The organism is Paracandidimonas soli, from assembly GCF_004342005.1.
Lineage (GTDB): Bacteria > Pseudomonadota > Gammaproteobacteria > Burkholderiales > Burkholderiaceae_B > Paracandidimonas > Paracandidimonas soli.
On sequence record NZ_SMBX01000002.1, the window covers coordinates 37,002 to 51,209 of the forward strand.

Sequence of the window (14,208 nt, forward strand, 5' to 3'; positions counted from 1 at the left end):
ACGCCATGATAAAAACAAGAAACCTGCGCGTCGGCTATCGCTACGCGCCACTATTCATTGCATGCGGCCTGCTGGGCGGCTGCAAAACGCTGGAAAGCATCCACTCCGCTTTTCGCACACCTGCGCCGACAGCCGTGCCTGCCCATTCCGGGCAGGCGGCCCCCGCGCCCGCCCTGGTCCAGCCGGCGAATCCCCCGGCTGCGAATCGGTATGCACCGGGCAGTCTGCATTTCATTCTCGAGGATACCGGCTGGGGCGACTACCATGGCTGGCGTATCCAGATACTGAGCGCAAAATTCAACAAGGGATTCAAGCCGCTGCTTTCAGCGGTGATGCAGGCGGGCGAGCACATGCAGGCGGACCTGTGGCCCGATCACTATCATGTGAGCGTTACGCTCGGAGATAAGCCTGTGTACGATGGCTTCGTGCAAATCAAGGCCGGCCAGCCCACGGTTGTGTTCGTGCGCATTTCCATGCTTCGCAACAAGGTGGATGTCCTGGAGCAGGAAGAAGCCGCCCAGGAGGCCGGGTCATCGGTTCCCACGCGGAAAATAGGCATCCGCCAAACCTTCAATCCGCTGCCCGTCATGCTCATTCCCGGCATAACGGGACGCTATGAAGGTCCGCGCGAAAACAATGCCCCCGCGGACAAAGGCCGGCTGACGCTGTATAAAGGCGACGAAAGGATTGCGGTCGTCGAAGAAGCCGTCGTCCAGGAAGACGGCAAGCTGGCCGGTGAACCGGTGTTTGACGACGGACGCCAGATCGAAGGCTACGATATTGCAAGCGGAGAAGTTCCTCCGGACACCACTACCCGGTACAAGGACGGACGCGAGTTTCATGGCGCCTATGAAGGCATGGGCCCGAAAGAGGGCGTCATGAACTATCCGGATGGCCGGCGCTGGACAGGCTCGTTCAAGGATGATGCGCCGCAAGGCTCAGGTTCGCTGGGCCTGGCCGACGGCACCAATATCGAAGGTGTCCCCGGCATGGATACTTCGGCCTTCGACGGCAGCTACGATTGCGTGCTGCCCCAGGGTAGGAAAACATCCTGCCACTATTTCGAAGGCGAGCGGATCGCATCCGCAGTCGAGTACAAAAAGAAGGTCGGCTGGCGCAGCAGCAGTCTGGCCGATGCGGTAAAACAAGCCGAAGAGCTCGCCGCCGTGGCGGCTGAGCAGGCGGTCCCGCAAGCCAGCCCGGCCGTCCCCGCGCCGCCTGCGGCGCAGCCGGCGCTCGCCGCGGCTTCCGCTTCGGCATCCTCTGCGCCGCCCGACGGCTGCTCGGCCCTGAATGGCCAGTTCGCCACTTCGAGCAATCTGAGCCGAATCCGTTTCGACGGGAATGGACGAGGACACTTCTGGCAGGCGACCACTGGCGGGTCGACCCGGTATTTCTTCGAAGTGAACTTCGCCTACAGAGGGGAGCGCGACAGCTTGCAGTTTACCTACGACGAGGCTGTCTACAAGGATGCCGGGGGGAGGGTGATCCGGCGCCAGTCCATGCCGGGCGGCAGCTCGGCGTGCTCATTCAATGGGCGCGTCCTGAATATCGGCGGTACCGAATATCTCAAGCAATAAGTGAAAAGAAAAACGGGCCTCGCAAGAGGCCCGCTTCGTATGCGGCGTATGCAGATATCTGCTTAAACGCGGCTGCGGTATTCGCCGGTGCGCGTGTCGATTTCGATCTTGTCGCCGATCTCGCAGAACAGCGGGACGTTGATGTCCATGCCGGTATTGATCTTGGCGGGCTTGAGCACCTTGCCGGAGGTGTCGCCGCGCACGGCGGGTTCCGTGTAGGTGATTTCGCGCACGACGATGGTGGGCAGCTCGACGGAAATGGCGCGCTCGTTGTAGAACACGACTTCGACTTCCATGCCTTCTTCCAGGTAGTTCAGGGCGTCGCCCATGCTGTCGGCTTCGATTTCGTACTGGTTGTACTCGCTGTCCATGAAAACGTACATGGGATCGGCGAAGTAGGAGTACGTGCATTCCTTGCGCTCGAGCAGGACGACGTCGAATTTTTCGTCGGCCTTGTGCACGGCTTCGCTGCCGCTGCCGGTCAGCAGGTTCTTGAACTTCAGCTTCACGACGGCGGCGTTGCGGCCGGACTTGTTGTATTCGGCTTTCTGGACGACCAAGGCTTCGCCGCCAACCTGGACAACGTTGCCGACACGCAGTTCTTGTGCGGTTTTCATAAACTTAGATGACTCCGGGGATGGGGGGCTGCGAAGTGACCTGTGAAGCGATGGTTGTCCGGTCGTGACGCAGCTCGCGCTGTGTGAAACCTGGCATTTTACCCTGTTCGCGGGATTCTCGCGCGGAAAGAGCGGACTGCAGGGATCCGCGTTATGCGCAAGCGGCTTCTTTCCGCAGCATGTCCAGCAGGGATGACACCAGATCCGGCATGGAGGAAAGAGTCTCCAGCCATACTCCGGCGCTGTCCTTCCAGGCTTGCCAGGCGTCGCCGGACGGAAATGCCGGCCATGACGCGCCGCCGTCCTGGCGATTCCAGTTGCGCATCAGCGCCTGCGCGTCGGGCGGATAGGGGGAACGCGCCAGCCAGGCGTCCAGCTTCTCCAGATGAGCGTTCTCGTCCTGGGCATAGATATGCCAGAGCAGGGGGCGTCCCGCCCACAGGCCGCGCACCAGGGAATCCTCGCCCCGGATGCAGTTCAGGTCGCTGCTCCACAGCAGGGCGTCGAAATGCTCCTGGGGAACGAACGGGATGCGCTGGATCCGGATATTGGCGGGCGGCGCCGAGGGGATATCGGCGCGCACGCCCTCCGGCAGCAGGATGACGGCCTGCCCATGCGCTGCCGACAGGCGCTCCAGCAACTGCCCGGCGGGAGCGTGCGGGTAGCAGAACAGCAGGACCTGCAGCGCGTCCTGCCGCAGACGGGCGATGGCGTCGGAGGAAACGCCAAGGTCTCGCAGCAGTTGCCAGCGCAGCGAGGGCTGCGCCAGCCAGGCGCGGCGCCTGGCGAGGAGATCGGGTTCGCGCAGCAGACCGCCGGTGCCGGGTGTGAAGCCGGGAAAGAAAAATCGCTTTTTCAAGACCAGTTTTTTCCGGGGGACTGCTTCGGCGGGCATGGCCGCTCCATGGATCGTCCCATCGCCTTGAAGCGGTGATGCGGAGATCTCTTGCGGCGAGCCGAGTCCGTGGCAGCCTTCCACCCAATCCTCGGCGCTCAGGTATTCCAGGTTGATCCAGGCGTTTGCCTGCGTCATTTTCCGCAGGAAGTCGCCGGGAGGGTCGCAGGCAAACGCCTCGATGACGACGTCGCGGGGCTCGCATGGCGGCGGCGCATCCGTCCAGTGCACGAGCTCGACCTGGCGGACGGTCTGGTACGGCAGCGAGGCATCGGTTTCCGGAACCAGGGAGCGGCACCTTTGCAGATCGTCCACCCACAGGCGCACGCGAAACCCGCCCGGGTGGCGAGCCAGTTGCTGCGCCAGGCGCCAGCACACGCCGATATCGCCGTAGTTGTCGATGACGCGGCAGAAGATATCGAAGGAGCGAGGCCATTGGCCGGATGCGCCGGCTGTTTCCGTTGCCAAGGAATGCGAAGTGGATTCGGGGGCTGTCGACACTGCTGGAAGCCTCGTGCTGACCGGTTGTCGGGCAGCCTGCGCCGGCGGCGCAGGCTTGCTCAGTGGAACTGGACGGGGCCGGTGTCCGCGTCTTCCGGCAGTTCCGGGTGCAGCATCTCTCCCAGGGCGTTGGGGAAATAGGGGGCGCCGCAGTCTTCGCAGAATTCGCTGGGGAGGATCCCGGGCAGCCGCTTGATTTCGTGGATGTCCAGTTGCTTGAGCAGTGCGGCGATTTCGTCGGACACGCTGGGCTGGTCGCTGTCGATGCTGTCGGCCATGGCTTCTTCCCGGCTGAGCACGGGCCAGATGCATCCGTAGATGACATCGTTCGAATTCAAGGGACTGAATCCGATGCGGTATTCCTCCACGTTTTCATTGCCGCAGGCGGCGATGCAGGCGCGCAATTGGTGCGCAGTGAACGGGGTGGCGATCTGCAGCCAGGCGACGGAGGCCATGATGGACAGCGGCCGGATGCGGCGGTCGGCTTCGCGATTGGTCATGTAGAAGGCGTCCGGCAGCAGGAGTTCGGTCTGGCATGCGGTATACAGCGGCGCCAGGACTTCGCCGGCCGCCTGCTGCCACAACTTGTGGCAGGTTTCGCGCGTCGGGCCGATGCTGTCCGGACTGGTCTGCCAGCGGAAGACGGGTTCGCCCTTGGGCACGACAACGGCCGCGATCAGGAATTGCGTATCCGCCAGCATGCTGTCGTTTTCCGGGTTGCGCTGGGCCGGGTGCGGTTCAACGGACATTCCCAGCGCCTGCCTGCCCAGGCGGTCCGTCCATGCCCATGTGTCGTGGAAGGATTGCGGCATCTGCTCGAAGCCGATCATGTAGGGAACGATGGCGACCTTGGCATCGGCCGAGACGACGTGTTCTCTCAGGTGTGCGACGAGCGCTTCCTGTTGCGACGGGTTCAGGGCGACGGACGGCAGCTGGTACCGCGTCCAGGCCAGCACCGGCGCGGAAACCAGCAATACGTCGTATTCGACGCCGGAGCGCGTCAGCGCAAGGGATTCGGAAGCCGTTTCCGCCTGTTCCGCCAGCACCTCGTAGGCGCTGGAATTGGCCGACAGCAGGTGCTCCAGCGCCGTTTCTACAGTGCGGTTCTGGCGGCCTCGCAGCAGCTTGTCCAGATGCGTGAGCAACAGCTTTTCCCAATATATGTCTTCGATGCGGGATCCGGAGAGTTCCAGCGCCTGCGCAAGGAAAACCAGTCGCTGGGCGTCGCGGCTCAGGCGCGCGGGGCGGGATGCGGACAGAATGGACATGAATGCGATACGAAAAAGAATGGAAAACAGAACCCGGCGTGTTTATCGCCGGGTTCCGCTAGTGTAACCGTGAACGGATGGCTTTATTCGGCCAGCAGTCCGCGCAGGACGTAGGGCAGGATGCCGCCGTGCAGATAGTAATCGACCTCGGTGGCGGTATCGATGCGCAGCAGCATGGGTATCTGTTGCACGCTGCCGTCCGTGCGGCGTATGGTCAGCGTGACGTCCTGCTGCGGCTTGATGCCGTTCTCCAGGCCGGAGATATCGAACGTTTCCGTGCCGTTCAGGCCGAGCGAAGCTGCGCTGTCGTCGCCCTTGAACTGCAGCGGCAGCACGCCCATGCCGACCAGATTGCTGCGGTGGATGCGCTCGAAGCTGCGAGCAATCACCGCCTTGACGCCCAGCAGCTGGGTACCCTTGGCCGCCCAGTCCCGTGACGAGCCGCTGCCGTATTCTTCGCCGGCGATCACGACGGTGGATGTGCCTTCCGTCACGTACTTCATGGCGGCATCGTAGATGGACAGGCGTTCTCCCGAGGGCTGGTGGATGGTTTCCCCGCCTTCGAAGCGGCTGCCGTCGGGGTTGGGCGGAATCATCAGGTTCTTGATGCGCACGTTGGCGAAGGTGCCGCGCATCATGATTTCGTGGTTGCCGCGGCGCGAGCCGTAGCTGTTGAAATCCTGCTTCATGATGCCGTGGGACAGCAGCCACTTGCCGGCGGGCGAGTTTTCCTTGATGGAGCCGGCGGGCGAAATATGGTCCGTAGTGATGGAGTCGCCGAAAATCGCCAGGACCCTGGCGTTGCGCACGGGCTCGACGGACGACGGCTGCATGGAGAAGCCGGTGAAGAACGGGGGCTCGGCAATATAGGTGGATTTCGGCCACGTATAGACATCGCCTTCGCCGCCTTCGATGTTCTTCCAGAGTTCGCCGGGGTTGGTGCGGATTTCGGCATAGTTTCCGCGGAAAACCTCGGGGTTCATGGCGGTGGGCAGCAGCGCCAGGACTTCTTCGCTGGACGGCCAGATATCGCCGATCCAGACGTCGCCGTTTTTGCCGCGGCCGATGGGCTCGCTCATCAGGTCGCGCAGCATCGTGCCGGCCAAGGCGTAGGCGACGACCAGCGGCGGCGAAGCGAGGAAGTTCGCCTTGATGTTCGGGTGGATGCGGGCCTCGAAGTTGCGGTTGCCGGAGAGGACGGCCGCGCAGACCAGATCGTTCTCCAGAATGGCCGCATTGAAGTCCGGCGCCAGGTCGCCGGCGTTGCCGATGCAGGTGGTGCAGCCATAGGCGGCCACGTCGAATCCCAGTTGCTCGAGGTAGGGCAGCAGGCCGGTCTTGCGCAGGTAGTCGGTGACGACGCGGGATCCGGGGGCCAGCGATGTCTTGATGTGCGGCGCGACTTTCAGGCCCGCCTCGACAGCTTTCTTCGCCAGCAGGCCGGCGGCCAGCAGAACGCTGGGGTTGGAGGTATTGGTACAGGAAGTAATGGCGGCGATCAGGATGTCGCCGTTGTGCAGCTCGATGCCCGACGAGGTGCGTACGGGCTGGGTCAGCTTCTCGGGAGGCTGGCTGAATCCGCTGGTGGACTTCTCGGAATACAGCTCGATGAAGCGGGACTTCACGCTGCCCAGCTCGATGCGGTCCTGTGGGCGCTTGGGGCCGGCCAGCGAGGGGGCCACGGTGGACAGGTCCAGCGTCAGCAACTGGCTGTACTTGATGTCGCCGGCATTGGGAATGCCGTACATGCCCTGCGCCTTGAAATAGGCGCGCAAGGCGTCGATTTCGTCCTTGGAGCGGCCGGTCCCCTGGAAGTACTCGATGGTGCGGTCATCGACGGGGAAAAAGCCCATGGTGGCGCCGTACTCGGGGGCCATGTTGCCGATGGTGGCGCGGTCGGTGACCGACAGGCTGGAGGTGCCCGGCCCGCAGAACTCCACGAATTTGCCCACGACCTTGTTGCGGCGCAGCAATTCCGTCAGCGTCAGCACCAGGTCGGTGGCTGTCACGCCGCCGCGCAGCTGGCCCTTGAGCTCGACGCCGACCACGTCCGGCGTCAGCATGTACAGAGGCTGGCCCAGCATGCTGGCCTCGGCTTCGATGCCGCCCACGCCCCAGCCGACGACGCCGATGCCGTTGATCATGGTGGTGTGGCTGTCGGTGCCGACCAGGGTGTCAGGGTAATAGACGTCGTTGGCATCGCGATGCACGCCGCGCGCCAGGTGCTCCAGGTTGACCTGGTGCACGATGCCGAAGCCCGGAGGCACGACGCCGAACGTCTTGAAGGCCTGCATGCCCCATTTCATGAACTGGTAGCGCTCGCGGTTGCGCTGGAATTCGACCTTCATGTTCAGGTCCAGCGCGTCGGGCGTGCCGTAGTAGTCGATCATGACGGAGTGGTCGACGACCAGGTCCACGGGCACCAGCGGCTCGATCCGCTTGGGGTCCTTGCCCTGGCGCTGCGCCACGGAGCGCATGGCGGCGATGTCGGCCAGCAGTGGAACGCCGGTGAAGTCCTGCAGCACGACGCGCGCGACGACGAAGGGAATTTCTTCCGTGCGCTTGGCCTTGGGCTTCCAGGTGGCCAACTGGCGGACGTGTTTCTTGGTGATCCGCTCGCCGTCGTAGTTGCGCAGCACCGCCTCGAGCACGACGCGTAGGGAGACGGGCAGCTTCGACAGGTCGACGTCGAGCGCTTTGCCGAGCTGCGGCAGGGAATAGAACTTGCCTTTCTTGCGGCCGATGGGGAAGGTTTGCAGGGTATCGAACAGAGAATGCGGCATGATTGGCTCCGGAAGAGAAATGCAACGCAGCGTATGCAGTCATTTTAGGGCAGTAAGCGCTGCCGTGGGTAATCTGTTGCGCCAGGCGGGAAAAGGCCTGGCGATGAAAAAGCCCGCGCGGGCCTGGGGCTGCGCGGGCTGGCGGAGCGCCGGTCTCGGCCGGGATCAGACGGATTCCGCGATCTCGCGGTATTCCTCGATCTGGTCGAAGTTCAGGTACTGGTAGATCTGGTCGCCATTCTCGTTGATGACGCCGATATCGGCCATGTACTCTTCCTTGGTCGGGATGCGGCCCAGGCGCGAGCAGATGGCGGCCAGTTCGGCGGAGCCCAGGTACACATTGGTGTTCTTGCCCAGGCGGTTCGGGAAGTTGCGCGTGCTGGTCGACATGACCGTAGCGCCTTCGCGCACCTGCGCCTGGTTGCCCATGCACAGCGAGCAGCCCGGCATTTCGGTGCGGGCGCCGGCGGTGCCGAAGACACCGTAGTGGCCTTCCGCGGTCAGCTGGGCCGCGTCCATCTTGGTCGGCGGCGCCACCCACAGCTTGGTGGGAATGTCGCGCTTGCCTTCCAGCAGCTTGGATGCCGCGCGGAAATGGCCGATGTTGGTCATGCAGCTGCCGATGAACACTTCGTCGATCTTGGCGCCGGCCACTTCGGACAGCGTCTTGACGTCGTCGGGGTCGTTCGGGCAGGCCACGATGGGCTCGTGGACGTCGGCCAGGTCGATTTCGATGACGGCGGCGTATTCCGCATCAGCGTCGGGCTGCAGGAGCTTGGGATCGGCCAGCCATTCTTCCATGGCGGCGATGCGGCGGCGCAGGCTGCGCTCGTCTTCGTAGCCATTGGCGATCATCCACTTCAGCATCGTGATGTTGCTGGTGATGTACTCGATGATGGGTTCCTTGTTCAGGCGCACCGTGCAGCCTGCGGCGGAACGCTCGGCCGAAGCGTCGGACAGTTCGAACGCCTGTTCCACCTTCAGGTCGGGCAGGCCTTCGATTTCAAGGATGCGTCCGGAGAAGATGTTCTTCTTGCCTTGCTTGGCGACCGTGAGCAGGCCCTGCTTGATGGCGTACAGAGGAATGGCGTTGACCAGGTCGCGCAGCGTGACGCCGGGCTGCAGCTTACCCTTGAAGCGCACCAGCACCGATTCAGGCATGTCCAGCGGCATGACGCCGGTGGCGGCGGCGAAGGCCACCAGCCCGGAGCCGGCGGGGAAGCTGATGCCGATGGGGAAGCGCGTGTGCGAGTCGCCGCCGGTGCCGACCGTGTCGGGCAGCAGCATGCGGTTCAGCCACGAGTGGATCACGCCGTCGCCGGGGCGCAGCGAAATGCCGCCACGCGTGCTGATGAAGGCGGGCAGCGTGTGGTGTGTCTTGACGTCGACGGGCTTGGGGTAGGCGGCGGTGTGGCAGAACGATTGCATGACCAGGTCGGCCGAGAAACCCAGGCAGGCCAGGTCTTTCAGCTCGTCGCGGGTCATGGGGCCGGTGGTGTCCTGGCTGCCTACGGAGGTCATCTTGGGTTCGCAGTAGGTGCCCGGACGGATGCCCTGACCCTCGGGCAGGCCGCAGGCGCGGCCGACCATTTTCTGCGCCAGGCTGAAACCCTTGCCGGTATCGACGGGATTCTTGGGCAGGCGGAACAGCGTGGAGGGCGGCAGGCCCAGGGCTTCGCGCGCCTTGGTCGTCAGGCCGCGGCCGATGATCAGGGGGATGCGGCCGCCGGCGCGGACTTCATCGAACATGACTTCGGACTTGATCTCGAAGTCGGCGATGACCTTGCCGTCCTTCAGGGCCTTGCCCTCGTAGGGGCGCAGTTCGACGACATCGCCCATTTCCATCTGGGAAACGTCGAGCTCGATGGGCAGGGCGCCGGCATCTTCCATGGTGTTGAAGAAGATGGGAGCGATCTTGCTGCCGAGGCAGACGCCGCCGAAGCGCTTGTTGGGCACGAAGGGGATGTCTTCGCCCGTGAACCACAGCACGGAGTTGGTGGCGGACTTGCGCGAAGAGCCGGTGCCGACCACGTCGCCGACGTAGGCGACCAGGTGGCCTCTGTCGCGCAGGGACTTGATGAAGTCGACGGGGCCGCGCTTGCCGTCTTCTTCGGGCTCGAACGCCGCGCCTTCGCGGCGGTTCTTCAGCATGGCCAGGGCGTGCATAGGGATGTCGGGACGCGTCGTGGCGTCGGGAGCGGGCGACAGGTCGTCAGTATTGGTTTCGCCGGGAACCTTGAAGACCGTGATGGTCAGGCTTTCGGGGAGTTCGGGGCGGCTGGTGAACCATTCGCCGTCGGCCCAGCTTTGCAGCACGGCCTTGGCGTATGCATTGCCTTGGTCGGCCTTTTCCTTGACGTCATGGAAGGCGTCGAAGACCAGCAGGGTCTTCTTCAGGCCTTCGGCTGCGGTGGCGGCGAGTTCGGCGTTATCCAGCAGCTTGATCAGCGAACCGATGTTGTAGCCGCCCAGCATGGTGCCCAGCAGCTCGGTGGCATGCTTGGCCGAGATGTGGGCACAGGTTTCCTCGCCCAGCGCCAGCGATGTCAGATACGATGCCTTGACCTTGGCCGCATCGTCCACGCCGGCTGGCACGCGGTGCGTGAGCAGCTCGACGAGGAAGGCCGGGTCTTCGCCGGCGGGAGGGTTCTTCAGCAGTTCGATCAGATCGGCGGTCTGCTGTGCGGACAGGGGCAGCGGAGGAATGCCCAGCGCAGCGCGCTCGGCGACGTGTTTGCGATAGTTTTCCAGCATGTTGGTGTCTCTTTCTCGATTGGGTGGAAGTTATCGTCAATTGTAGAGCTAAGCTGGAGTCCTGGCAAATGTCTTGTATCTTATATAAGACTTGATGGGAAAGATGTCGCGCCATGGATACGCCGCAGAGGCGATCCATGGATAGAAGAGGTTGATTCGAGAGAAAAAGAGGGCTGGAGAAAGCGCGGAGGCTCAGGTTTCGTCGGCGGGCTCGAACACGAGCGACAGCGAGTTGATGCAGTAGCGCAGTCCGGTGGGGGGCGGGCCGTCGGGGAATACGTGGCCCAGATGGGCGTCGCAGACGTTGCAGAGCACTTCCGTGCGGATCATGCCGTGGGAGGTGTCGGTTTCCTCGCGCACATTGGCGGGATCGAGGGGTTCGAAGTAGCTCGGCCAGCCGCAGCCGGCGTCGAATTTCGTATCGGAGGCGAACAGGGGGGTGCCGCAGCAGACGCAGCGGTAGATGCCCATGTCGACGGTATCCCAGTAGCGGCCGGTGAAGGCGCGCTCGGTGGCTTTGCGGCGCGTTACCATGAATTCGTCATGGCTGAGCGCTTCGCGCCATTGTTCGTCTGTCTTGCTTATCCTGGTCATGGCTGTAGCGCCGCGGGGCGGCGGACTGTTGCGTATAGGATCAGTTTAAACGGCCGACAGGCGTCAGGCCAGCAGATCCTGGTACTGTTTGTGCCTGCGGATATGAACGGCGACGTAGGAGCAACTGGGAATGACGCGCCAGCCGTTTTCGCGCGCCGTGTCCAGGGCGGCATTGGCGAGATCGGCGGCGATGCCCCTGCCGCCCGCTTCCGGCGGGACGAGCGTATGGGTGATGTCCATGGTCGAGCCCGACAGCACGTATTCGAGTATGCACAAATGCCCGTCTTCCGTCCATTCGAACCTGCTGGCCGAAGCGTTGTGTTCAATTGCGCGTTTCATTGTTCGTCGTCTCTTTGCGTCGCTGCCGCCGTCCGCGCTCTGGCGTTCCGGAGGTCGGTTCCGGGAAATCAAAGCCCGGCGTTCATTTTCAGGTAGATCATGACCCAGAGCAGCGGCATGACGATCAGTCCGAGCAGGCAGCCGCCCCACATGCCGATGATAGGCCATTTCAGGGAGTTGGGCACGTCCGTCGGGTCGATGTGGGCCAGCAGCAGGTTGGCCTGGCCCGCCATGCCTTTCTTCCGGCGGGGGAACATGATGCGCAGGAAGTAATCGAGCAGGATCGTGGCGCGCATGCCGAAGGTATGCCGCTCCCAGGGCAGTTTCTTGAGATACGGGTGCTGCATGGCTTCGTTGATGCGGCGGATGCGGAACAGGAAAATCATCAGCATCGATACCAGGCACGTCAGCGCGCAGGCCACCAGGATCGTGAAAGAAAAGGGAAGGGTGTAATTGATAATGTCGTTCAGCATAATGCGCGCTATTTTTGCATAGAAATCGGAATCGGTCTGTATGTCGGCTTTGCCGGCGCTAAAATAGAAAACCCCCGGGCCGTCTCGCGGCCCGTATTGCATTTTTCATAGCCCGCACAATGTCCAACCAGTATCTCGTTGCCGCCCTCTATAAATTCGTCCATCTGAGCGATTTCGCCGACCTGCGCGCGCCGCTGCTCGCCTTCTGCGAAGCGCGCGACGTCCGGGGCACGCTGCTGCTGGCCGAAGAAGGCATCAACGGCACCATCGCCGGGCCCGAACAGGGCATACGCGCAGTTCTGGCCCATCTGCGCCAGGATCCCCGGCTCGCCTCTCTGGAGCACAAGGAATCCTGGGCGGATTCGCAGCCTTTCTACCGCATGAAAGTCAAGCTCAAGCGCGAAATCGTCACCATGGGGGTGCCCAACATCCATGCCGCGACCATGGCCGGCCAGTACGTCAGGCCCGAGGACTGGAATGAGCTCATCGATGACCCCGATGTCGTGGTGGTGGATACGCGCAATGACTACGAGGTCTCCATCGGCACGTTCGCAGGGGCCGTCAATCCGAAAACGGCGTCCTTCACCGAGTTTCCGGAGTGGGTGAAGGAGCAGTCACGCGAAGGCGGCGTGCTGCATGGCAAGGCACGCATCGCCATGTTCTGCACCGGCGGCATCCGCTGCGAGAAATCCACCGCATACCTGCGCACGCAGGGTTTCGATAATGTCTATCACCTGGAAGGCGGCATCCTCAAGTACCTGGAAACCGTGCCCGAAGAGAACAGCCGCTGGAACGGACAGTGCTTCGTGTTCGACGAGCGGGTGTCCGTCGGGCATGGGCTGAGGCAGGGTGAGTATACGTTTTGCCGCGCATGCCGCATGCCGCTGAGCCTTGCCGACCGCGAATCGCCGATGTACGAAGAAGGTGTCAGTTGTCCGTCGTGCCATGGCAAGCACACGGAAGAGCAACTGCAGCGATTCCGCGAGCGCCAGAAACAGGTCTTGCTGGCCAGGGCAAGGCGCCAGCGCCATATCGGCGTTCGCGCCCAGCAGAAGGCGCAGCCCGGACCCGATGCGCCGGCTGGCGCGGAGGCAGCCGTGGAGAGTCGCGTCGCGGCCCGGCACTGACCCTCAGGCCATCATGAACATGAAACCGCCCGAGGCGGCTGGCGTCCAGCCATCGCCGTGGCGCATTGCGCTGGTGGCAATGGTCGCGCTGGGCGTGGCGATGGGCATAGGCCGGTTCATCTATACGCCGCTGCTGCCCATGATGCTCGACGCACGGCAAGTGAATATGGTGCAGGGCGGCTGGCTGGCTTCCGCCAACAATATCGGCTATTTCCTCGGGGCCTTGCTCTGCACCGTTGTGCGCGTCGATTCGCGCCAGACGATACGCGCGAGCCTGATGGCGCTGGCGGCGCTGACCGCGGGCATGGGGCTGGCGGACGGCATGATCGCCTGGACCGCGCTGCGGCTCCTGGCCGGCGTGGCGATGGGCGTGGCTTTCGTGACGATTTCGGGCTGGTGCCTGTCGTGGCTGGCGGCCATGGGGCGCGGCGACCTGGGCGGCATCATGTACGTCGGTCCGGGGCTGGGCATCATGGTGGGCGGTATCGCGGGGGCCTATGTGCAGTCCATCGGCCTGCATGCCGATGCCGGATGGCTATGCAGCGCGGCGATTGCATTCGCCGGCGCTTGGCTGGCGTGGAAGGACACGGCGCGCCGGGTATCCGGCGGCGCCGGAAGGGCGGCTGCGCCGGCCGATAGCAAGAAAACTCAAACTCAGGTTTCGCCGACGGCGACTGTGCGGCCTCCGCGCTGGCTGGTGGGCATGCATATCTTTTGCTACAGCCTTGCGGGGTTCGGCTACATCATTACCGCAACCTTTCTTCCCGTCATGGCGGAATTGGCCTTGCCCGGGCAGCCGGGACAGGCCTGGCTGTGGCCCCTGTTCGGCCTGAGCGTGGCGCTTGGCGCACTGCTGGTGACGCGCTTGCCGGTGGCCTGGAACCAGAGCGTCCTCCTGGGCGCGGCCTATGTCGTGCAGGGAGCCGGCGTGCTGATCACGATTCTGTTCGGCAGCCTGTCCGGTTTCGGACTGGGCAGCGCGCTGCTGGGATTGCCCTTTACGGCCATCACGCTGTTCGGCATGCGGGAGGCCCGCAGGCTGGGAGGGGAGAGAGTGGTTGCGCTGATGGGAGCGATGTCAGCCGCCTACGCTCTGGGACAGATCGTGGGGCCCGTGCTGGCAGCCTATCTGTACGATATGTTCGGCAGTTTCCAGGTGTCCCTGGCGGCGGCAGCGGCCGTGCTGTTCATGGGCGCGGCCTGCTATTTCTGGCTGGCCTGGCAGGAGGGCCGGATGCGCACGCGCCGGGCATAGCGGACGCGTGCGGGATCCAGGG

General features: G+C 63.6%; 11 protein-coding genes. 3 read left to right on the forward strand and 8 right to left on the reverse strand.

The window, feature by feature from the left end; genetic code table 11:
- Positions 1 to 5: 5 nt before the first annotated feature.
- A complete protein-coding gene (locus EV686_RS03880) occupies positions 6 to 1,580 on the forward strand; it encodes an MORN repeat-containing protein (protein WP_132473765.1) in 1,575 nt (524 codons plus the stop codon).
- Positions 1,581 to 1,642: 62 nt separating this feature from the next.
- On the opposite strand, the gene efp is transcribed toward EV686_RS03880, so the two are convergent.
- The 8 genes from efp to EV686_RS03920 form a co-directional block, all read right to left on the reverse strand.
- The gene (efp, locus tag EV686_RS03885) at positions 1,643 to 2,197 is read right to left on the reverse strand and encodes an elongation factor P (protein ID WP_132473767.1); all 555 of its coding nucleotides are present in this window, start codon (positions 2,195 to 2,197) and stop codon (positions 1,643 to 1,645) included.
- Positions 2,198 to 2,348: 151 nt separating this feature from the next.
- On the reverse strand, positions 2,349 to 3,593 hold the full coding sequence (gene earP, locus EV686_RS03890; protein WP_243650738.1) for an elongation factor P maturation arginine rhamnosyltransferase EarP: 1,245 nt from the start codon (positions 3,591 to 3,593) through the stop codon (positions 2,349 to 2,351).
- Positions 3,594 to 3,652: 59 nt separating this feature from the next.
- Positions 3,653 to 4,861, reverse strand: a complete 1,209-nt coding sequence (locus tag EV686_RS03895) for a DUF2863 family protein (RefSeq protein WP_132473769.1) — start codon at positions 4,859 to 4,861, stop codon at positions 3,653 to 3,655.
- Between the two features lie 83 nt (positions 4,862 to 4,944).
- Positions 4,945 to 7,644: an aconitate hydratase AcnA gene (acnA, locus tag EV686_RS03900; RefSeq protein ID WP_132473771.1), complete on the reverse strand. Its 2,700-nt coding sequence runs from the start codon at positions 7,642 to 7,644 to the stop codon at positions 4,945 to 4,947.
- A 165-nt stretch (positions 7,645 to 7,809) separates the two neighbouring features.
- Positions 7,810 to 10,398, reverse strand: a complete 2,589-nt coding sequence (acnB, locus tag EV686_RS03905) for a bifunctional aconitate hydratase 2/2-methylisocitrate dehydratase (protein WP_132473773.1) — start codon at positions 10,396 to 10,398, stop codon at positions 7,810 to 7,812.
- 192 nt (positions 10,399 to 10,590) lie between these two features.
- Positions 10,591 to 10,992, reverse strand: a complete 402-nt coding sequence (msrB, locus tag EV686_RS03910; protein WP_132473775.1) for a peptide-methionine (R)-S-oxide reductase MsrB — start codon at positions 10,990 to 10,992, stop codon at positions 10,591 to 10,593.
- Positions 10,993 to 11,055: 63 nt separating this feature from the next.
- Entirely contained in the window at positions 11,056 to 11,331 is a 276-nt protein-coding gene (locus tag EV686_RS03915) for a GNAT family N-acetyltransferase (protein ID WP_132473777.1), read from the reverse strand.
- 68 nt (positions 11,332 to 11,399) lie between these two features.
- Positions 11,400 to 11,804, reverse strand: coding sequence for a hypothetical protein (locus EV686_RS03920; protein WP_132473779.1), 405 nt, complete (start codon positions 11,802 to 11,804; stop codon positions 11,400 to 11,402).
- A 119-nt stretch (positions 11,805 to 11,923) separates the two neighbouring features.
- Between EV686_RS03920 and trhO the strand changes: the two genes are divergently transcribed.
- Together trhO and EV686_RS03930 are read left to right on the forward strand one after the other, a co-directional pair.
- Positions 11,924 to 12,931, forward strand: a complete 1,008-nt coding sequence (gene trhO, locus EV686_RS03925) for an oxygen-dependent tRNA uridine(34) hydroxylase TrhO (RefSeq protein ID WP_132473781.1) — start codon at positions 11,924 to 11,926, stop codon at positions 12,929 to 12,931.
- Between the two features lie 13 nt (positions 12,932 to 12,944).
- Entirely contained in the window at positions 12,945 to 14,186 is a 1,242-nt protein-coding gene (locus tag EV686_RS03930) for a YbfB/YjiJ family MFS transporter (protein WP_132473783.1), read from the forward strand.
- Positions 14,187 to 14,208 lie beyond the last annotated feature (22 nt).

What these genes read in the sequence shown, in the direction of transcription:
- msrB (WP_132473775.1), bottom strand. Translation starts at nt 10,992, where the DNA reads ATGACCAGGATAAGCAAGACAGACGAACAATGGCGCGAAGCGCTCAGC.
- EV686_RS03915 (WP_132473777.1), bottom strand. Translation starts at nt 11,331, where the DNA reads ATGAAACGCGCAATTGAACACAACGCTTCGGCCAGCAGGTTCGAATGG.
- acnB (WP_132473773.1), bottom strand. Translation starts at nt 10,398, where the DNA reads ATGCTGGAAAACTATCGCAAACACGTCGCCGAGCGCGCTGCGCTGGGC.
- EV686_RS03895 (WP_132473769.1), bottom strand. Translation starts at nt 4,861, where the DNA reads ATGTCCATTCTGTCCGCATCCCGCCCCGCGCGCCTGAGCCGCGACGCC.
- EV686_RS03880 (WP_132473765.1), top strand. Translation starts at nt 6, where the DNA reads ATGATAAAAACAAGAAACCTGCGCGTCGGCTATCGCTACGCGCCACTA.
- acnA (WP_132473771.1), bottom strand. Translation starts at nt 7,644, where the DNA reads ATGCCGCATTCTCTGTTCGATACCCTGCAAACCTTCCCCATCGGCCGC.
- EV686_RS03920 (WP_132473779.1), bottom strand. Translation starts at nt 11,804, where the DNA reads ATGCTGAACGACATTATCAATTACACCCTTCCCTTTTCTTTCACGATC.
- efp (WP_132473767.1), bottom strand. Translation starts at nt 2,197, where the DNA reads ATGAAAACCGCACAAGAACTGCGTGTCGGCAACGTTGTCCAGGTTGGC.
- trhO (WP_132473781.1), top strand. Translation starts at nt 11,924, where the DNA reads ATGTCCAACCAGTATCTCGTTGCCGCCCTCTATAAATTCGTCCATCTG.
- EV686_RS03930 (WP_132473783.1), top strand. Translation starts at nt 12,945, where the DNA reads ATGAACATGAAACCGCCCGAGGCGGCTGGCGTCCAGCCATCGCCGTGG.